This is a genomic window from Okeania sp. (assembly GCF_035285525.1).
Lineage (GTDB): Bacteria > Cyanobacteriota > Cyanobacteriia > Cyanobacteriales > Microcoleaceae > Trichodesmium.
On record NZ_JAYKGW010000168.1, the window covers coordinates 1 to 19,727 of the forward strand.

Below are 19,727 nucleotides of genomic sequence, written 5' to 3' on the forward strand. Positions count from 1 at the left end.
CAAATATTTATGTTGATTCTCCAGTTACTATTTAGGGTTCATTTTTAGAGAGATAATGGGTTTTGACAGGAATATTTAAAAAAAAAAGGAAAGAGTAATTAGGGTTTGTTAAAAAAGTCTATTAGTAAAGGTAGAAACTAGGGAAGTTCCATGGAACGTCCTTACAGAGTCAAGATAAACAGGGAGCTGTACAGGAAGTAGTCTGAAAAATTATTACCTTGATTTAGTTGTAAATCTCAACAAAAGTTGACTTTAGTGTATACAAAAATATGGTGTAGGAAAAAATTACCGACGCATTTTGCCCTCTCCCGAAAATAATTTTTTCAGCAAATCTTAATTTACAATTGCTATATTTTCTTCATTCCTATTTTTTTTAGGTATATACGAAGGCAAACTTTCTATGAACAAACGAGTGACTAAAATTGAGTTATTCAAGCAAGCAATGAACTTTTCCGCAGGTCACTTCACTATATATTCAGAAAGTGAAAGAGAAAATCTGCACGGTCATAATTTTTATGTACATGCGATCTTCGAGGCTGAACTGATGGAAAATGGCATTACCTTCAATTATTGTATTTACAAAAAAATTATTCTTGATATTTGTCAATTTCTGGATGAAAGTGTTTTACTGCCATTAAAAAGTCCTCATCTCAGAATAGAAGAATCAGATGAATATATTTATGCTTTCTTTAATAGTGACAAAGAAAAAATACCGTTTCTGAAACGAGATGTCAAGTTACTACCGGTGCGAAATACTACTGTAGAAGAACTTTCTCATTGGTTTTTGGAACAATTACTTGTTCATGTAGAAGAAAATCCAGAACATCTTATTCAGGCAATAGAAGTTAAGATGTCTTTTGGTTATGGTCAGTCAGGTAGTAGTTATTGGAGTAAAGAATGAGTAAAAAATACTTGGTTATAACTGGTGGAAGTCGTGGTATAGGATTAGCAACGGCTAAACTATTTTTACAAAAAGAATTTCAGGTTATTAACCTTTCTAGAAATTTATGTCCGTTGACAAATGTAGTTAATATTCAGGTAGATTTAACTGCAAAAGATTTTGAAGAAAATTTGCAGAAAGAATTACTACCTCAATTAGAAAATTCTGAAACAATAATTTTAGTTCATAATGCTGCTCGGTTAGATAAGGATAGTGTAGAAAATATTCAAGCTATTAATCTACGAGATATCTTAGAAATTAATGTAGTTGCTCCAACTATATTAAATCAAATAATCATGCCAAAAATGTCAAAGGGGTCTGCTATTATTTACTTGGGTTCGACTCTCTCTGAAAAAGCAGTAGCTGGTGCTTTTAGTTATGTTACTTCTAAACACGCAGCAGTGGGGTTAATGCGAGCAACTTGTCAAGATTTAATAGATCGAGGTATTCATACAGCTTGTATTTGTCCTGGTTTTACTGATACTCCAATGTTACGAAGTCATCTTAATCACGATGAGACAATTATTGAACAGATAAAAACTATGAATGCTCAAAATCGTTTCATTGAACCTATGGAAATTGCCGAAACTATTTATTTTGCAGCTACAAACCCCGTTATTAATGGTACAATACTCCATGCAAATTTAGGACAAAAAGAAAGATAATTAATAATGGATAATGGATAATGGATAATGGATAATTATTGCTCTGGTGATTAAATATAAAAGCATTGACAGATGAAATGTTTCAGTAGTAGATTGTTTCATCTAAAAATGTGCATTAGGAAGACAATGTAGTGGACTGACACATCTAAATGCAATAGGTAGGGGCGGGTTTCTCAGGAAATTTTTATACTGATTCTAGGATTGATATAAACGCGCCCCAGTGATATGAGCTACCGTTTCCGGGACGGGTTGGTAGGGGCGGATTTCTCAGGAAATTTTTATACTGATTCTAGGATTTACATAAACGCGCCCCCACTATCCCTTATAAGGAACTTTTGCAACCCTTGTGGGGAGTGGGGAGGACGGGGAAGAGGGGGAAGAAGAATCCTGTCTACATTCCTCACTCATAGTGTCTAATTCAATACAATTTTCTTCAGAAAAAGCCGCTCTCAGACCTACACATAACTTGTTATTTTTGTCAAGTTTTATGTTAAGAAAGATTTGGGTAAAGCATAGGTCTCAGGGGCGGGTTTGTATAAATCCTAGATTAGTATAAAAATTTCTGCATAAACCCGCCCCTACCCAATGCACCATTTTAGATAAAACAGTCTAGTAGGGTGCAAGCGCTTAACACATCCTACTGAACCTATTAAATATCTCCAAAAATAAAAAAAATAATCAATTATTATCTATAAATAATCAATTCTCCTCTTCTTTTTCTTGCTCCCTTAAAATGAAAATTACTCAAACTAAACCCTTACGATTATTATTTGCTTCTACACCTGTAGGAGCTATTGGTTCAGGTATTGGAGGTGGGGTCGAATTTATATTACAAAATCTTGCCCAAGAAATGATTCGCAGAGGACACAAAGTAGATATAGTTGCGCCACAGGGTTCCATAACTAAATTTGGTCACATTATTGAAATTCCTGGAGAACTGCAAACTAGCATGCAACTATTAAACCGTGATACCCCTATTTCCATAATTCCTAACTTTGTGCTTACTAATATGTGGGAATTTATTCGAGAAGTACAAGGAAATTACGATTTAATTATTAACTTTGCCTATGACTGGCTTCCTTTTTATTTATCTCCGTTTATAAATACTCCTATTGCTCATCTAGTAAGTGTAGGGTCTCTGTCAAACGTAATGGATGAGATTATCGAAAAAACCAGCATTCGTTTTCCTGGTACTATTGCTGTTTATACAAAAGCTCAGGCAGAAACTTTCTCATTTGCTAGTAGATGTCGAATTGTGGGAAATGGTATTGATTTAAAAGACTATCAATATTGTGACCAACCAGATAACTACTTGGTATGGGTAGCCCGTATTTCTCCAGAAAAAGGATTGGAAGATGCTGTTGAGGTGGCAAAAAATACTGGTATCCCTTTAAAAATAATGGGTTTTCTTCAGGATAAGTCTTACTGGGATAATATCCAGAAAAGTTATCCTGACGCACCAATAGAATATTTAGGGTTTCTACCAATTAGGGAAATGCAGTTAATACTGCGGCGTAGTCGAGGGTATTTAATGACTCATCGCTGGAGTGAAGCATTTGGTATGACTACTATTCAAGCATTAGCTTGTGGCGTACCTATAATTACATACAATAAAGGAGGCCCGTCAGAAATTGTGGGTCATGGTCAAACCGGTTGGCTAGTTGAGCCTGATAATTTAGTAGAGTTGGAAAAAGCGATTAAGAATCTTGATAAAATTGCTCGTTCAACTTGTCGGCAACAGGCAGAAGCAGAATATTCTATCGAAGCTTATGGGGATCGTATGGAAAATTGGTTTGACGATATTCTCGCTCAAATGATCTCTTAGGTGGGTAATCATATCAAATCAGGTAGTATTGGTATAATTAAGAATTGGGGAGAAATAATTACACCAGATTCCACGCGTTATAAAGTTAGGATTTTAGGGAGGCCAAGGGTAGAAAAATCAAGGAAAAATTATTCCTCCTGGATTTTGCTTCCTCCCCGCTACTAAAATACTTTTTCAGTAAACCCTAACTATGAAGAATAAACAAAGCATGAAAAGTAAAAAAAAATCTAAAAATAAACTCAAATTATCGCTTTTTCAGCTGTATCTCAAACTGCAAAGAATATGGATTTTTTTAGAGAAAGAAAACTTTATTCGTTTAGTTATTTTAATTGTTGCTATTGTTAGCTTGAGTACATTAGGAATTTATTTAGCAGAACCTGATATTTCTTTAATTGATAGTCTATGGTGGACAATTGTTACTCTAACCACAGTCGGTTATGGTGATATTACTCCGACTACAGCAATGGGTCGCCTAATAGCAGTAATTGATATGATTATTGGGATTGCGATTCTTGGTGTTTTTAGTGCTACATTAGCTAGTATTTTAGTCGATCAAAAAATTAGGGATGATTTAGGTATGAACTCTTATCAATTTGAGAACCATATTATTATTTGTGAATGGAATTATCGTGCAGAAACAATTATTAAAGAATTACGCATTGACGCAAAAATGCAGGAAAAACCGATTGTTTTAATTGCTGATATTGAACGTAAACCTCTAAAAGATCAACATTTATTTTTTGTGAGAGGTCAGGTTTCAGATGATACTTTAAATCAAGCCAATTTAAAAAAAGCAAAGACTGTTATTATTTTAGGAGATGATAAGTTAGATTACACAAATCGAGATGCAAAAGTAATTTTAACTACTCTAACAGTTGAAAGTATTAATAGAAGTTCTTATACAATTGTTGAGTTAGTCAATAAATCCTATGTTTCTACCTGTAGACGCGCTCATGCAGATGAAATTATTGTCACAAGTCAATTAAGTAGTCGGTTAATTTCTAAAGCAGCTCTTAATCATGGTATTAGTGAAGCTGTTTCTGATATATTAAGTTATGAATATGGAAGTCAACTTTATAAAGTTCCACTACCAAAGTCGGAGGTAGGATTTAGTTTTATTGATGTTTTTATCCGGGTCAAACAAACATATCAAGCGATTATAATTGCAGTTCAAAGAGGAGAAGAAGGAAATGTAATTTCTAATCCTCCCTCTGAATATAAGTTCAATGAAAATGATTATTTGATTGTCATTGCGGCTAGCGAAACAGCAGGGGGATTAAATAAAGGATTATCTGACCTTTAGCAATCTTTGAGAAGGTATTTATACAATAAATCTCAATAAACACTTCAAATATTTAGGAATGAGAATTTATTAACTTCCAGATTTCCTCCACAGAAACATTTTAGTGCGTTACTTATAGCTAATTTTTGTAGATATTATTTAATATCTCATTCCTTAGTATTTGGTGCGTTACGGTGGCTAGAAAAATATTATTTGATTTTGTGAGATTATCTCCTCCTTTTCATATCCGCTCTAGCAGCCGTTTGGCTGACGCAAAACTTAGGTTTTTCATATTTCATATAAAAACGCTTTCCCTGCGCAATTATATATAAGATACCTTCTAAACTATTACACTTCAGACAATATCAAACCAGCCCAAAAATGTTGCCAATAAACCATCCATAAAATATGAAAAATATTAATCCTTCCCAACGAGTTACCTTTTTATCTTGAGTCACGAAAAAGAAGATAATAGTTCCTACCAATAAAATTAATAACCCATTGTTAAAAGGGTCTTTAGGAATTACTAAATTACCCATCAATCTTGGTATTCCCATTACCATTAATGAGTTAAAAATATTAGAGCCTAAAACATTTCCCACTGCAATTTCTGGGTTGCCTTTTTTAGCAGCAGAAAAAGTAACTATTAGTTCTGGTAATGATGTACCAAGAGCAACTGCACTTAAAGCAATTAATTCCTTGCCTATGTTCAGTATTTCAGAAATTTTAGTTACAGATTCAATTGTGTAATTAGCCCCTAAAAAGACAAATAATGAACTAATAATTAGAATTCCTATTTGTTTGAGTGGCAAACTTTTCTGTGAGTTATTTTTAGTTTCCAAATCTTGTTCTTGATCTTGCTCTTCTTGATCGCCATTAATTGTATACAAAACATATATAAAATATGCCAAAATACAGATAATAGCTTCATTTCGAGAAAAATTACCATCTGAAACTGTTAGAGCTAACAAAAAAGCTGAACTAACAAATAGGGGTAAATCGACACTAATTAGTTCGTATTGCACTCTTAAAGGACTACTTATTAATGATGCAGTACCAATAATCAAGAATATATTTGCAACATTAGAACCTATAACATTACCAAAAACAATTTCAGAAGAATTTTGATATACTGCTATTGTAGATGATATTAATTCCGGTAAAGATGTTCCTATTGATACTATTGTCACCCCTACAATAAAAGGAGAAATTCCCAAAGATATACCTATTTTTTCTGCTGCATCTGTAAAAAAGTCAGAAGCTTTAATTAGAATGAACAAGCTGACTATAAATATTATTAGCCAAATAATTAAGTTTTGCATTATTTTATGAAGTAGTAAATTGGACAAAAATAGTAAGTATTTCCTGCGGAATGCTTACCCTTAGAGAGCAAACTTCTACAATATTGGATTGTACCAATACTAATGGATTTGATATTATTTATTAAATTTATCCTCTCAAGCTAAAAGTTGACGGCTGTTTGCGCAGCATTCCACAGGAAATGCTTATGTATGTTTAACGTAAAAGTTAACATATCTTCCACGATCAAATGCCTTAACAGTTTGATATTTAACTTCCTCTAAAAAGTTCCGAAAGTCCTTAATATTATTTTTGGCAACTTCAACTAGCATATCAGGTTGATAACTAGATATCAAGTTTTTTGCTCCTGCCAAAGCATCTATTTCTAGACCTTGTATATCAACTTTGATAAAATCTACTTTTTCATTAATTAACTCATCTAAAGTTACAACTACCACCTCTGTACCATTGACAATATTATCGACAATTTCTGTTAAACATAAGTCTTGAGCAGGATGTTCTTTGATAAATGATTTACCACGACTTTTACCAACAGCATAACCTAATTTCGATAAGTCAATATTACTAATTTGATTAATTAAAATATGCTTCTTCAAAGCTCCAATAATACCAGGATGAAATTCTATCGGAATGACTTTTTCTGCCCGCATAATTTTGGCAAAATATACTGAATGATTCCCTATATTAGCTCCAACATCAACTATAATTGGATTTGATAACTTTAGATTCTGCCGAACAAATTCTAACTCAGCTAGTTCATAAAAAGTACCACTAACATTAGCAATTTCTACTGCTAGATTTTTGCCTGTTATTTCAAACTGTATGGGATTATTTTGATAATTGAATGAAACTAAATTATCTCCCCTAATTAACTTATCAACTAGAGCCAACCAAATTTTAGCTGCTTGATAATTAGGATTAATTTCTAATGCTTTGTTAAATTCTGATTTAGCCTCCAAAAGGAGATTTTGTCTAATCAGCAAATTACCGATCGCTTGATGAGCTTGAAAACTTTTGGGAGATATTTCTAAAGCACGACGAAAATAATTTAGGGCTTCGTCAAACTTACCTTGCTGAACTAAACAATTACCAATATTACCATAAAGTTCTAAACCAGAATCTGGTTTTAATTCTACTAATTTTTGCCAGCAGGTAATAGCTTCATCAAATTGGTTTAAATCTTGTGTAATCCTAGCTAAAAGATACAGTAAAGATATATTATTTGCATCTACAGAAAAAGCATATTTATAAAATTGAGCTGCTTCATCTAGTTTACCTCTACTTTGCTCTATTAAACCAAGATTAATTAGAGAAGGTACATTGTAACTATCAGATTTTAGTATGTTTATATATCTTGATTCTGCTTCTTGAAACTTTCCCTCTTTTTGGAATTTGATAGCTGTTTGGATTTCTTGATTTATGTCTATCATTGTTAAATTATTTGATGATTTATTGATTGTTTATTTGACTTTGAAAAATATTTCACTTTTGTTTTTAAGCATTCCGCTATTAGCTTTTAGCAATGCTCTTCAAACCTTAAGGAGAAAGTTTAAGTTATTATATTTGAAGTCTGCTTTTTTAGTCAAAATTAATTCTGATTTAATTACAGCAGATTCCAAGTATATGAAGTACAGATATTAATAATTTAATTTTCCCAGTGCGATTTTTTGGGAACCTTGCATCTTGCTCGCGTGGGTGTAGCTCACGGTGGAATCCTCTGTAATTAAGCTTTGATCTAAAACTAAAAAATAGCTGTTAAAATAGTTACTCCCACAGAGGCTAGCTTACTTATGGCTAACTACTGAATACTTACCTTTTGTTCAAGCAAAAAAGTATTAATTATTAATCATAACCATTCAGGTATTAGCTGTCAGTTCTTTCTCCGAAATGCTACGCAAATAGGAATAATATTTTAACTATAAAAAAAGCGGGTTTAAATGAATATAAACTTTAAAATTGACTTTTTTAAAGTCAGATTTAATTACGACTTAATTAACAAAGCTTTAATTGAAAACTAAAAAATAGCTGTTAACTAAGTTCCCACCCAAAATGCTTACCAGACAGCTCAGTTATTACAGTTAATCTAATTGAAAAACTGGCTAAATTATACTTGATATAAAGTAACTAGATCAAATTACCTGTATCTTGTATATTGATGCTTAAATATATTCTATGTTCCTAATCAAACTGTAAACATTCACCTCTCAGCAATAAGACTTCAATAAATGTAGTAAGATTTAATTGGAGATACTTCAAACTCCACTCTTAGGAATGTGCTTCCAAGAAAACTTTTATCGCTCAACCATAAAGTAATAAATAGCTAATAGCTAACGGCTGTTTGCGCAGCATTCCGCAGGAAATACTTACATTAAACTTTCTATCACATTCCGTACCTCAACTAAGATTTTTAACTAATTTTTGACAGCCAAGAATAATTATGAAGCAAATCTGCTAATAATCAATAAATTTTTTCCAAAACACGAAAATCATTTTCTATTTCTGCGGAGAGAGCGCGGTTTTGAGGGTCTGTTTTCAGGGCTTTCTTCAAATAATTTCTGGCCTTATCTAGTTTTCTCTCACTAATCAGGTGACGTGCCCAACGTTGATAGGCGATCGCTTGCCATTGCCTAACTTCCCAATCTTGGGGCATTCTCTGAGCTAAACCTTCTACTAAAGCGATCGCCCGAGGATATCTCTGATATTTTAATAGTTGTTTTAAATGTAAATAATAATTTTCTTTCAGTTGCTTTTCTACTTCTGAGGTAAGGGAGTAATTTTTATATTTTTCTTGTTTATAAGTTGCTTTGACTTTTGTTTGTTTTGGAGGTGAAGTTTTTGGAGATACAGTTTCTGATTTTGAGTTTTTATTAGTTGTTGATGTTGGGGTAAAATTATCAGGTGTTTCTATTTGAGCAGGAGCAACTTTTAACAGAATTTTGTACGCTTCTGTTACTGCAATAAATTTATCTTGAGCTTGTATATCTGTTGGATTAACATCTGGGTGATACATTCTTGCTAGTCGTCTATAAGAAGCTTTTACTTCTCCTAAACTAGCTCCTAAATTTAGTTCTAATTTTCTATAATAGTCTGCAATGTTCATATTTAATAATTGATAATAGACAATGAATAATTGATAATTATTTCTGTCAGCAAAGCTTTGCTTCTTTAGGTTGCTAAAAGCAATTATCAAGCGCCTTAGATAGACTTTATAGTTGTCAATTATTAATTAGGGCTTGCCGATCAAATACCAGAGTTTTGAAAGGTAAAAAAATTAGACTTTTTGATTACCTGAAAAAGTACCACCTTTTAGGTAGATCGGGTAAGGTTCCCGAAAAATCAAAAATGAGTGCATTTTGAACAAGAGTTGGGAACAAAATCAAGGGAAGATTATTCTAACAACACTTCTATAATTTCCATTCCTCCTCTACATCCCCAAAAGAAATACTTTGATCGTTCATACTTTATTCAGCAAACCCTAATTATTAATTATTAATTATTAATTATCCATTTAACTTCAACGTTCTTCAATTACTTGGTCAATTAGACCATATTCTTTTGCTTCTTCAGCAGACATAAAATAGTCACGATCCGTATCTTTTTCTATCTTTTCCAAAGACTGACCTGTACGCTCCGCTAACATATTATTCAATACCGATCTAACCCTTAAAATTTCCTTAGCTTCAATCTCAATATCCGTAGCTTGACCACGAGTACCTCCCATTGGTTGGTGAATCATAATCCTAGAATTAGGTAAAGCCAGTCTTTTACCTTTAGTTCCAGCAGCTAATAAAAATGAACCCATTGAAGCAGCTAAACCCAAACAAATAGTAATAATATCTGCCTTAATATACTGCATAGTATCGTAAATTGCCAACCCTGCTGTGACAGAACCACCAGGAGAATTTATATAAAGATAAATTGGCTTATTTGGATCGTCAGAATCCAAATACAACATATAAGCTACAATTCTATTTGCTATAGCATCTGTAACTTCTTGACCGAGAAAAATAATTCGTTCCTGACCAAGACGGGTATAAATATCTATCCATCTTTCATACTGACTACCAGGAAGACGATAAGGAACACTGGGAACACCTATAGGCATAATACTTTTTTTCCGTTTAATTTTATTGAGAACTTAATTTCAGTTATTCAGTTAGCCTCCTTCGGAGGAACTTCGCTAACAGTTATCAGTTATCAGTACGTCCTCAAATAGGAAAGCTTGAAATACTGAAATTTATTTTTTTCATCCCCCTTAAAATAAAAAGGGAGCTTGAAGACCTGATTTTTTGCTAAAGATATTGGTGATTATTTTCTACTTGTTAAAACTTGTTTCTTTTACAGATAATTTAAACAGTAGCAGGTAAAGGTTTTGGTAATTCTTTTCTACTTGCTAAAACTTGGTCAATCAAACCATATTCTTTAGCTATTTCTGGAGTCATATAAAGCATTCTATCTGTATCTTTAGCAATCTTTTCTACTGATTGACCTGTATTTTTAGACAGAATATTTAAAAAAGTTGTCTTATTAGCAATAACCTCTTTTGCTCTAATGGAAATATCTGTTGCTTGACCTCTTGCTCCTGTTTTAGCTTGATTCAAAACTATAGTAGCATGAGGTAAACTTGCCCGATATCCTTTTGTTCCAGCAGACAAAATCATAGCTGCTGTACCCATAGCTTGACCAATGCATATTGTATGAATTGGTGGTTTTACATAACTCATTGTGTCACAAATAGCAAATGCTTCTGTCTCAAAACCAACAGCATCTCCTGTATACCAAGAAGTACCAGTAGAATTAATATAAAAATAAATTGGTTTATCGGGATTATCGAATTGTAAATAAAGCAATTGAGCAATAATTAATTGAGTAACATCAATACCTATATTTCTTTTTACTTCATCCGATGAAAATAATGGCAACCCCAAATAAACGATTCGTTCTTTTAACATTAAAGATTCTAAATCGGGGGGTGGTGTCCGAAAAGATGCGTCTCCATAATAAGTGCTGGTTTGAACTGCTTTTATTGGTGATTCCATTAGATAATTCCTAATAATGATTGTACTATCTTTTGATTATATTTAGGTTGTGCAATGTTATTGTAGCGGATATGATTGATTATTAGCCATATTCTTGATATATAATATTACTCTAACTATTCTTAACTTAAAATACTTTTTTTGTCTAGGTGTGGATTGTACTATAATTATTAGGCAAAAATGAAAAATTTACCATTACTTAGTTTTCTGAGTTAATCTTGTAAGTATTCAGCTATTAGCCCTCAGCTATCAGCAATAACACCTTATCTTTAAGGATAGGTTTTAAGTGAATATAAACTTTAGATATGACTTTATATAGTAAAGTAAAATTTTTCTAGCTAAATTAATAAAGCTTTTATCGCTCACTAAAAACAATAGCTGAATTTCGCAGTTACGACCTAGGAAGTTAGCTTATAAATGACGGCTGCTTACTTAATCTTTACCAGAGATAGTGTTGACTTTCTCAGTAAAATTTTTCCATAATTATCTATACTCCTTAAACAACTAATTTTCTTGATATTTATATTAATAAGCATTCAGCACTAAACTATCAGTTTCTCAGAATATATATAATTTATTGTCAGAGAAAAGTAAAGCTTGACAACTAAAACTCATTGTTTTTATGCTTGAATTATCTAGTTCAAAATGCAGGAGAAGTAAAAAAAGTCCTTGCTTCATTTATCTCAAGATATGACCCCTGACTCCTAATAGCTGAATGCTTAACTTATATCGAAATTTTCCCCTATATTTTTGGAGATATTATTAAATTAGTAGTTAAAAAAATCCTCATACATTTTATGAAAGTTAATTTACATTCAGCCCTCAACGATATTAATATTGATGCCTCTCAATCTTCATCTCAACGTCAAATGGCCATATCTATCTCAGCTATGGCTAATGATTTAGAACGAAATGTACCATTAAACCTCTGTTTAATTTTAGACCACAGTGGTTCGATGGAGGGAAAACCACTCGAAACAGTTAAACAAGCAGCAACACAACTTGTAGAAAAATTAAAGGAAGGCGATCGCCTTTCAGTAGTAGCTTTTGATCATAGATCAAAAGTAATTGTTCGGAATCAAATTATTAATGATACTAATAGTATTAAGCGTGAAATTAACAAACTAAGAGCTTCTGGTGGTACTGCTATTGATGAAGGATTAAAGTTAGGAATAGAAGAATTAGGTAAGGGTCAAAAAGATGCTATTTCTCAGGTTTTTCTGTTAACTGATGGGGAAAACGAACATGGAGATAATGACCGTTGTCTCAAGCTAGCAAAGTTAGCAACAGATTATAATATGACTTTAAATTCTCTAGGATTTGGTGATGATTGGAATCAAGATATTTTGGAAAAAATTGCTGATGCTGGAGGCGGAACTCTTGCCTATATTCAAAGACCAGAACAGGCAATAGAAGAGTTTAGTAAATTATTTAGTCGGATTCAATCTGTAGAACTTACTAACTCTTATTTACAATTTTCTTTAATGCCTAAAGTTAGATTGGCAGAACTTAAACCTATTGCCCAAGTTGCACCAGATACTATTGAATTACCAGTTCAAAAAGAGGAAAATGGATTTCTAGTCAGACTGGGAGATTTAATGAAAAATGTAGAAAGAGTTGTTTTAATTAATATTTATATAGGGAAATTACCAGCAGGAAAACAAACAATTGCTGAATTAAAAATTCGTTATAATGACCCTGCTAAAAGTAAGAAAGATTTACTTTCCGAATCAATTTTAATTGAAGCTAATTTTATGGAAAAATACCAACCTGAAGTTAACCCCCAAGTACAAAATCATATCTTAGCTTTAGCAAAATATAGACAAACTCAAATAGCTGAAACTAAATTACAACAAGGTGATAGATCCGGTGCAGCTACAATGTTACAAACAGCAGCTAAAACAGCATTGCAAATGGGAGATACAGGAGCAGCAACTGTTTTACAAACCAGCGCTACTCGTCTCCAAGATGGAGAAGAACTTTCAGAAGCAGAACGGAAAAAAACCAGAATTGTTTCCAAAACTATTTTAAAATAGAAGGTACTTTTCTATTATTTTAACCAGGGAAAAATTCCTTGGTTAATAATTAGGATGTAAGCATTCAGCCATCAGCCTCAGCTATCAGCTATTTTTTTTGTTTTAGATGTAAATCCTATCTTTAAGACTATACTTTATAAACATTTCTCTTGATATAAAACTGTATAATAGATAGCTTTAAAAGCAGAGTATTGTTGCTATTAAAGGAGTTTTTCTACAGGAGGCTAGCTGACAGCTAATACCTATTCTCATTCTAAATACTATTTATTGACATAATTTTATTGTTAACTAGCTTTTGTGGTTTTTCTAGTTATTTTTACCGTCTTCCAAGTATAGCATTACTGTGGAGAAATTCTATAGTCATTCTGATTTAGATTGAGACAAGGTTTTCTTGCTGTGAAAGGGTTTTCGCTGAAAAAGTGTTATTCTTATTCGGAATGACTATATAATACCTCAATGCTTAGATTAGGATTTGCTGACAACGCTTTTCTTTCTTGATGAACCACATTGCCATAAACAAAATTTTGTAGGGATTTTGTATGCAACGTCCCTACTTTGATTTACTCACATGAAAACTGCTATATGGAAAAACTTTTGGTAAAGGCATTTATTTAGAATCCAGAAATTAAGAAGAATGGAAATTATAGAAAAGCTCTTCAAAATAATCGTCCTTTATTTTCTGCCCAACTCATGCTCAAAATTATCACTTTTTGAGCATGAGTAACTAATAGCAAACAAACAATAAAAAATAAGATTTCCCATATAAAAAATTATCAAAGACTTTTCATTGATGCTTTTGCTTCCTGGCGCAGTCTATCAGCAATTCTAAATAATTCTTGACCTGTATGTAAATAATAATCATCATAATTTAAAGTAAATAACTCTAAATCCTCTATTCCATCACTAACCTGATTCAAACAATAATATAAATGAGCAGCTACTCCCGCAAAATTAGATGGATTTGGTTGAGAATTAAATAAGTTATGAGCTTTTGTCAGTAAACGTCGAGAACTTTCTAAATAATCTTGAAAAGATTCAAGTAATTCATCATCAAATGGATCAGCAGCCAAATCATCAATTTCTCTTTTTAAAGGTCTCAATATTTGAACTATGATTCTGTTAACTGGTTTGTAAACTTGATTTAACCATTTTTGCAGATTTCCATCAACATTCTTGCTTCTTGTATGGTATTTTCGATAACCTTGGCTAGCTGCTTCATACCTATAAGAATTTTGATTAAATTGATGATTATCATAAGACCTTCTTCTTTGGGGATCCCCTAATACTTCATAAGCTTCATTAATCCTAATAATATTATCATGGCCTGCAGTATCTGTATTAGTATCTGGATGAAATACCTTCACTAAACGACGATATGCTTGTTTAATTTGTCCTTGAGTTGCAGTAGGATTAACATCTAGGGTTTTGTAATAGTCAGAAGTCACCATCGAACCATATTTTTTCAATAACTACAATAACAAATATAGCGACTGTAAATAACTTCTGAACAGGTGCTGAAGGGATAATAAGTAAGCTAAAAGCTTTTGGAATCAGATTTTCAGCAAACCTCTTCCCAGAAAAAATTAGTGGTTAGGATGAACTATTTAGGGTTTGCTGATTTCTCGGGAACCGTAAAAGTCTTTTTGTAGGAGTAGGGGAGTAGGGGAGTAGGGGAGGGGGTAATTTTTTTTGCCCAACGATAAGCCGAAGTTTGAGGTTTAATCAGCAAGCCCTAAATAGGGCTTGCTTATGGAAATATCAAAGTTTCTATAGGTAAATTATAGCTTTTTCAATCCCAAAAAAGTGCAACTTTTACAAATATAACCACCAAAAAGTTAAGATTTTAGCAAGACTAAAGGTAGAAAAACCAAGGCACAATTATTTCTCCTAATCTCTCTGTCTTCCCACTCTCCCCACACTTCCCACCCTCCTCACTCTCCCTATACTCTTCTTTTTTGAGCAAACCCTAATTATTGAATGTGGCCAAAGTTAATTCTGGTTCTTGAAACAATGGCGTACTTAAATAACGCTCCCCAAAACTAGGCTGAATCATCACTATTAACTTTCCATCATTTTCTGGACGCTTGGCTACTTCGATGGCTGCACAAAGAGCAGCTCCTGTAGAAATACCAGACAAGATACCTTCTTCCTTAGCTATACGACGACCATAAGCGATCGCCTCACTATCAGAAACTTGGATTATTTCATCAATAATTTCTGTATTTAGTACCTCTGGCACAAAACCAGCTCCTATTCCCTGAATTTTATGTGGTCCAGGTTTGCCACCTGATAAAACTGGACTTTTAGAAGGTTCCACAGCGATCACTTGAAATTCAGGTTTTCTGGCTTTAATGGTTTCTGCAACTCCACTAATTGTGCCACCAGTACCAACACCAGCCACCAGAATATCTAGTTTACCATCTGTATCTTCCCATATTTCTAGGGCTGTAGTTTTACTATGAATTTCTGGATTAGCTGGATTCTGAAATTGCTGTAACATATAATACTTGTCACTAAATGAATCTACAATTTCTTGTGCTTTGGTAATAGCACCTCTCATTCCTTTACTACCTGGAGTTAACACTAATTCTGCTCCATAAGCTCGTAACATAGCACGACGTTCTATACTCATTGTTTCTGGCATAGTCAAAATTAGCTTGTAACCCCTAGCAGCAGCTACCATTGCCAAAGCAATACCTGTATTTCCAGAAGTTGGTTCAACTAATGTAGTTTTCCCTGGTGCAATTAAACCTTCACGCTCTGCTACATTAATCATATTTACACCAATACGATCTTTGACGGAAGCAGTAGGGTTCATTCCTTCTAGCTTTACTAATATTTTTGCCAGACAACCTTCTGCTTGAGGAATACGATTAAGTTTTACTAAGGGAGTGTTACCTACTAATTCTGTAATGTTTTGAGCTATACGCATAATATTTATCACTGATGTTAAACTTTTAATTTTAACAATACTCTTGGAGTGGAAAATTACCAACATTTTCATTCTCTGAAGCACCCCACAAAAAAATTGCCCGCCACAGAATTTTCGATTGCATACTCACTATTATTGTGATATATTAGATATTAACTAGGGTTGTTAGTCTATGTGCATGACTTTTTATTCAACAAAAAAATAGAACTTGTTACTAATAGAAGAAAATGTTGTAAAGTATAAATTCAAGAAATGCGGTCGGCTTGACCGTTAATGCTTGTGGACGGAGAGCTGCCGACGATTAGGGACTTTGTATAATAGCATCCCTACAGCAGGAAGTAACACAGTAAAATGTCAGACTATGAGGTTTTATATCGGTTTTATGAAGCAGGAAAATCAACCATAAAGATATCTAATATCTTCACTGGACAGTGCAAAATTCTAGGAATAACTATTGCTAGCTAAGGATTTCAGCCATTTAAAAGTTAGAAACTTTCTAATGAGAACTGTAGGTGCTGTAAGCCTTTACCAGTAATGCTTTAACCCTTGAAAACAAATAATTTTTTAGGATAACTTTGTACTCTCCATATCTTCACATACAACCAATTTATTATCTTCGCCTGAGACTAAATTTTTGAGAAACCCAGTTATTTCGTGAACACAGGAAATATAGGAAGGAAAAACGCAACGTGCAACTTTCCTAGAAAATACAACAACCGGTCATTATAATTCATAGGGTGGCAAATACCACCCTAATTTTTCTAACCAACAACTAGAATTGGAAAGTAGTTCTGAGAGTACCAATAATTAAATCATCATTATCATCACTCTGATTAGCATTAGTAACATAAGTCAAACCAGGAGTAATAGAAATGTTATCTGAAACCTGGTACTTGTAGAATGCCTCAAAATGCCATGACTGGTCTTGTCTTAATCCAGTACCCAAACCACGAGGAACATCTAAACCATTCATATAAGGTTCCCGGCCTACAACAATACCACCTAAACTGCCTTCCCTAAACAAATTAGGAAAAGCCAGATTAGCCCCATAGGTCCACATTTCAAAATCACCTAAGCCACTTAGTTTACCATCAATAAATGTACCAAAACCATTAAGAGTAACCCAACTAGCAGCTCGCCAAGAAACCTCTACACCATAAGCATTAGTCACAACTGATTTAGCAATATTGTTTGGACCTCTACGATTATTAATCCCAGCATTTAAACCATATACACTATTAGCAATACCAGTTCCCACAAATCCACTATTAGCACCTATCCCTGTAGCCGCACCATCATCAAATCCAAAATTACCTGGTCCAAAATAACCATAGTTATAGGTAAGTCCAAGTTGAAAATTTCTGACTGGGGTAAAAGTTAATTGTGCCAGAGCAGCATGGTCTCCATTAAATAGACCTTTACCATCACTAGCATTTTCAGCTTCCGCTGCTAAGTAACCAAAAGATAGAGAGAATGGACTATGGCTACAAGCATATTTATCTTTACAGCCAAAATCATACTCAACTCCAATTCCTGCACCTCCCCCTAAACGATAAATAGGGTTCCTTTGACCAAAAGCACTAAGGGAACCACTTCCGCCATCAAAATCTTCCATGTAAGGATTAAGTGTAGGCACAAAGTCGTACCAACTTACATTATTAGCAGCAAGAGTTACTCTGATGTTATCTTTGAGAGGGAACTTATAGAATAACTTATCTAGCGCAAACGTATTACCTGTATTGTTGATATTAAAGGTTTGAGTTCCCTGAGCCTCACTTATTCCCTGGTTGAATGCTTGAGCATCACTTGCTTGTAATCTAGTAAACAATAAGTCTTCACCAGAAAAGCTAGTATTGAAATTCAGGCGTACCCGATATTGGAATGCTGTTTGGTCTTCATCTTGACGGCCTTCACCAAAAACTCCATATCTGCCTTCATTTTCAAAGTTATCAACAACGGCAAAAATAGTTTCACCTGTGAGTTTGGTAGTAGTAGAAAATTGATTGGCTTCTAATTCAGCAGCACGAGCTTCTAGACTATCTACGCGACCCCGAATAATTGCTAATTCTGCGGCAAACTCTTCTTGTATTCTTTCTAGAATAGCCAAGTCATCCTTAGTTACTACATCTCCTAGAGAACTTTGTATAACTTCTGTAATTCTATCTAGGCAAGCGTTAACACCAGCAGCAAATTCAAAACGGGTCAAAGCGCGGTTCCCTTTGAAAGTACCATCTGGATATCCAGCAATACATCCATAACGTTCTACTAAAGATTGTAGTGCTTGATATGCCCAATCTGTAGGTTGAACATCAGAAAGTTGATTTACAGAAGTAACTTGACCTTTGGCATCTCTAGGAACACCGGGTTGACGAAGATTACGACCTTCTCTACCATAGCGGTTAATTTGTTGTATAGTAGTTCTTGGTGTATTTGTAACGGAGTTAGCTGAATTTGTTCCAGGAATTTGAGCTAATAATTGAGTTCCTTGTGTTTCTAAGGTTTCAGTTGTTGCAGCTTGAGGCTGAATAACTGTATCATAATTTTTGTTTTCAATCGCCACAGCGGTTGAAGATGCAGCTACGGTTGCGACCAAGACTGCTGGACTAAAGACTAGAAAATTCCAGAATATTTTTGACATTTTATCTTCATCCTCACACAGACTACAGAGGTACTATTTGGTTTTTCTATTGGTTGATTTTTTATAGGGTAGAGTAATTAATTATTGCTTGATAATATTGCATCTCCTTTGGACATTAAAAATAGGCTTAAATAGCAGATAGTCCAATTTTCTTTCAGAGGTAAGATACCTTTTTCTCGAACTGGATTAGCACAACATTAATATAAACACCCTAGAACAAAATCTGATATTTGCTCGACTTCTTTATAGCACAAATATATTCTTCATTTTACTTTTACTACAAATTTAGGTTTTTTTGCCTTAAAACCTTAATCTCTTACTTTTGAGCTATACCCTAGCTAAGAACTAGGAAACTATCAACTTGTTCGTCTAAATATTAAGTTCAGTAAACAATTAACAGACTATCAAAAATTAATCATTAAGAAAGTTTTTTGTCTATGATACTGTATATTTATATGAAGCTTGCATATTTTACTACAATACGCTATTTTTTGGAAAATACTTTTTTTTATTGTTAAAATAAACCCAAGAAATATTTACTAACATTATTCTCGGCTCTTTCAAAACCTATAACTCTCAAAACACCTTATACAAATAAACCTATTTCTTTTAGAGCGATCGCCTATAGTTTTATCTTAATAAGAAAGTCTTCAAGTTTAATCGAACCTGTGCTTATTGCAATACTAAAAATGTCCCTTTGGAAGTTGAGCATATTCAACCAAAGTCTTTTGGTGGTACTAACCGCATTAGTAATTTGACTTTGGCTTGTCGTCCGTGCAATGAAGCAAAGGGAAACCAAGATATTAAAGATTCCTGAGTGGGAAACCCAACTTGCTGGAGCGGATACGTTTTCAGGCCAAGCAACCACTTAAAGATGCTGCTGCTGTTAATGCTACTCGTTGGAAGTTGTTTGAAACATTAACTGCAACAGGTTTGCCCATTACTACTGGAAGTGGTGCTCGTACTAAATATAATCGGCGACGGCTAAATTTACCATGCATAACATTGTATAGATGCGGCTTGTGTTGGTGAAGTCGAACAATTAACAAT

14 protein-coding genes and 1 pseudogene are annotated in these 19,727 nt (G+C 33.5%); 7 read left to right on the top strand and 8 right to left on the bottom strand.

Annotated elements, in window-relative coordinates:
• Positions 1 to 400 precede the first annotated feature (400 nt).
• The 4 genes from VKJ25_RS15940 (at position 401) to VKJ25_RS15955 (ending at position 4,733) form a co-directional block, all read left to right on the top strand.
• The gene (locus VKJ25_RS15940) at positions 401 to 901 is read left to right on the top strand and encodes a 6-pyruvoyl trahydropterin synthase family protein (RefSeq protein WP_324237623.1); all 501 of its coding nucleotides are present in this window, start codon (positions 401 to 403) and stop codon (positions 899 to 901) included.
• Entirely contained in the window at positions 898 to 1,605 is a 708-nt protein-coding gene (locus VKJ25_RS15945) for an SDR family oxidoreductase (protein WP_324237624.1), read from the top strand. Before VKJ25_RS15940 ends, VKJ25_RS15945 begins: the two co-directional genes overlap by 4 nt.
• Before the next feature lie 733 nt (positions 1,606 to 2,338).
• Entirely contained in the window at positions 2,339 to 3,430 is a 1,092-nt protein-coding gene (locus tag VKJ25_RS15950) for a glycosyltransferase family 4 protein (RefSeq protein ID WP_324237625.1), read from the top strand.
• A gap of 190 nt (positions 3,431 to 3,620) precedes the next feature.
• Complete coding sequence (locus VKJ25_RS15955) at positions 3,621 to 4,733, top strand: potassium channel family protein (protein ID WP_324237626.1); 1,113 nt, start codon at positions 3,621 to 3,623, stop codon at positions 4,731 to 4,733.
• 344 nt (positions 4,734 to 5,077) lie between these two features.
• Here the strand turns inward: VKJ25_RS15955 and VKJ25_RS15960 are convergent, their stop codons facing one another.
• From VKJ25_RS15960 to VKJ25_RS15980, 5 genes are all read right to left on the bottom strand, one after another.
• Complete coding sequence (locus VKJ25_RS15960) at positions 5,078 to 6,034, bottom strand: calcium/sodium antiporter (protein WP_324237627.1); 957 nt, start codon at positions 6,032 to 6,034, stop codon at positions 5,078 to 5,080.
• Between the two features lie 183 nt (positions 6,035 to 6,217).
• Positions 6,218 to 7,462 carry an FkbM family methyltransferase gene (locus VKJ25_RS15965; protein ID WP_324237628.1) on the bottom strand — a complete coding sequence of 415 codons (1,245 nt, stop codon included), beginning with the start codon at positions 7,460 to 7,462 and terminating at the stop codon, positions 6,218 to 6,220.
• A 1,028-nt stretch (positions 7,463 to 8,490) separates the two neighbouring features.
• Positions 8,491 to 9,132 carry a J domain-containing protein gene (locus VKJ25_RS15970; RefSeq protein ID WP_324237629.1) on the bottom strand — a complete coding sequence of 214 codons (642 nt, stop codon included), beginning with the start codon at positions 9,130 to 9,132 and terminating at the stop codon, positions 8,491 to 8,493.
• Positions 9,133 to 9,546: 414 nt separating this feature from the next.
• Positions 9,547 to 10,137 (bottom strand): ATP-dependent Clp endopeptidase proteolytic subunit ClpP, encoded by a 591-nt coding sequence (gene clpP / locus VKJ25_RS15975; RefSeq protein WP_324237630.1) that lies wholly within the window; start codon positions 10,135 to 10,137, stop codon positions 9,547 to 9,549.
• Positions 10,138 to 10,381: 244 nt separating this feature from the next.
• On the bottom strand, positions 10,382 to 11,071 hold the full coding sequence (locus VKJ25_RS15980; protein WP_324237631.1) for an ATP-dependent Clp protease proteolytic subunit: 690 nt from the start codon (positions 11,069 to 11,071) through the stop codon (positions 10,382 to 10,384).
• A gap of 797 nt (positions 11,072 to 11,868) precedes the next feature.
• Between VKJ25_RS15980 and VKJ25_RS15985 the strand changes: the two genes are divergently transcribed.
• Complete coding sequence (locus VKJ25_RS15985; protein WP_324237632.1) at positions 11,869 to 13,107, top strand: vWA domain-containing protein; 1,239 nt, start codon at positions 11,869 to 11,871, stop codon at positions 13,105 to 13,107.
• Between the two features lie 773 nt (positions 13,108 to 13,880).
• Here VKJ25_RS15985 and VKJ25_RS15990 read toward each other — a convergent pair.
• From VKJ25_RS15990 to VKJ25_RS16000, 3 genes are all read right to left on the bottom strand, one after another.
• Positions 13,881 to 14,555, bottom strand: a complete 675-nt coding sequence (locus tag VKJ25_RS15990) for a J domain-containing protein (RefSeq protein ID WP_324237633.1) — start codon at positions 14,553 to 14,555, stop codon at positions 13,881 to 13,883.
• Between the two features lie 518 nt (positions 14,556 to 15,073).
• On the bottom strand, positions 15,074 to 16,039 hold the full coding sequence (gene cysK / locus VKJ25_RS15995; RefSeq protein ID WP_324237634.1) for a cysteine synthase A: 966 nt from the start codon (positions 16,037 to 16,039) through the stop codon (positions 15,074 to 15,076).
• 772 nt (positions 16,040 to 16,811) lie between these two features.
• Positions 16,812 to 18,677, bottom strand: coding sequence for an iron uptake porin (locus VKJ25_RS16000; protein ID WP_324237635.1), 1,866 nt, complete (start codon positions 18,675 to 18,677; stop codon positions 16,812 to 16,814).
• A gap of 679 nt (positions 18,678 to 19,356) precedes the next feature.
• Here VKJ25_RS16000 and VKJ25_RS16005 point away from each other — a divergent pair.
• A pseudogene (locus tag VKJ25_RS16005) lies at positions 19,357 to 19,494 on the top strand (HNH endonuclease); the annotation flags it as partial.
• Positions 19,495 to 19,508: 14 nt separating this feature from the next.
• Positions 19,509 to 19,709, top strand: coding sequence for a hypothetical protein (locus tag VKJ25_RS16010; protein WP_324237636.1), 201 nt, complete (start codon positions 19,509 to 19,511; stop codon positions 19,707 to 19,709).
• The last annotated feature ends 18 nt before the right edge of the window (positions 19,710 to 19,727 follow it).

Bases quoted from the DNA above. Each gene is read 5' to 3' on its own strand.
- VKJ25_RS15940 (WP_324237623.1), top strand. From the start codon at position 401: ATGAACAAACGAGTGACTAAAATTGAGTTATTCAAGCAAGCAATGAAC.
- VKJ25_RS15945 (WP_324237624.1), top strand. From the start codon at position 898: ATGAGTAAAAAATACTTGGTTATAACTGGTGGAAGTCGTGGTATAGGA.
- VKJ25_RS15950 (WP_324237625.1), top strand. From the start codon at position 2,339: ATGAAAATTACTCAAACTAAACCCTTACGATTATTATTTGCTTCTACA.
- VKJ25_RS15955 (WP_324237626.1), top strand. From the start codon at position 3,621: ATGAAGAATAAACAAAGCATGAAAAGTAAAAAAAAATCTAAAAATAAA.
- VKJ25_RS15960 (WP_324237627.1), bottom strand. From the start codon at position 6,034: ATGCAAAACTTAATTATTTGGCTAATAATATTTATAGTCAGCTTGTTC.
- VKJ25_RS15965 (WP_324237628.1), bottom strand. From the start codon at position 7,462: ATGATAGACATAAATCAAGAAATCCAAACAGCTATCAAATTCCAAAAA.
- VKJ25_RS15970 (WP_324237629.1), bottom strand. From the start codon at position 9,132: ATGAACATTGCAGACTATTATAGAAAATTAGAACTAAATTTAGGAGCT.
- clpP (WP_324237630.1), bottom strand. From the start codon at position 10,137: ATGCCTATAGGTGTTCCCAGTGTTCCTTATCGTCTTCCTGGTAGTCAG.
- VKJ25_RS15980 (WP_324237631.1), bottom strand. From the start codon at position 11,071: ATGGAATCACCAATAAAAGCAGTTCAAACCAGCACTTATTATGGAGAC.
- VKJ25_RS15985 (WP_324237632.1), top strand. From the start codon at position 11,869: ATGAAAGTTAATTTACATTCAGCCCTCAACGATATTAATATTGATGCC.
- VKJ25_RS15990 (WP_324237633.1), bottom strand. From the start codon at position 14,555: ATGGTGACTTCTGACTATTACAAAACCCTAGATGTTAATCCTACTGCA.
- cysK (WP_324237634.1), bottom strand. From the start codon at position 16,039: ATGCGTATAGCTCAAAACATTACAGAATTAGTAGGTAACACTCCCTTA.
- VKJ25_RS16000 (WP_324237635.1), bottom strand. From the start codon at position 18,677: ATGTCAAAAATATTCTGGAATTTTCTAGTCTTTAGTCCAGCAGTCTTG.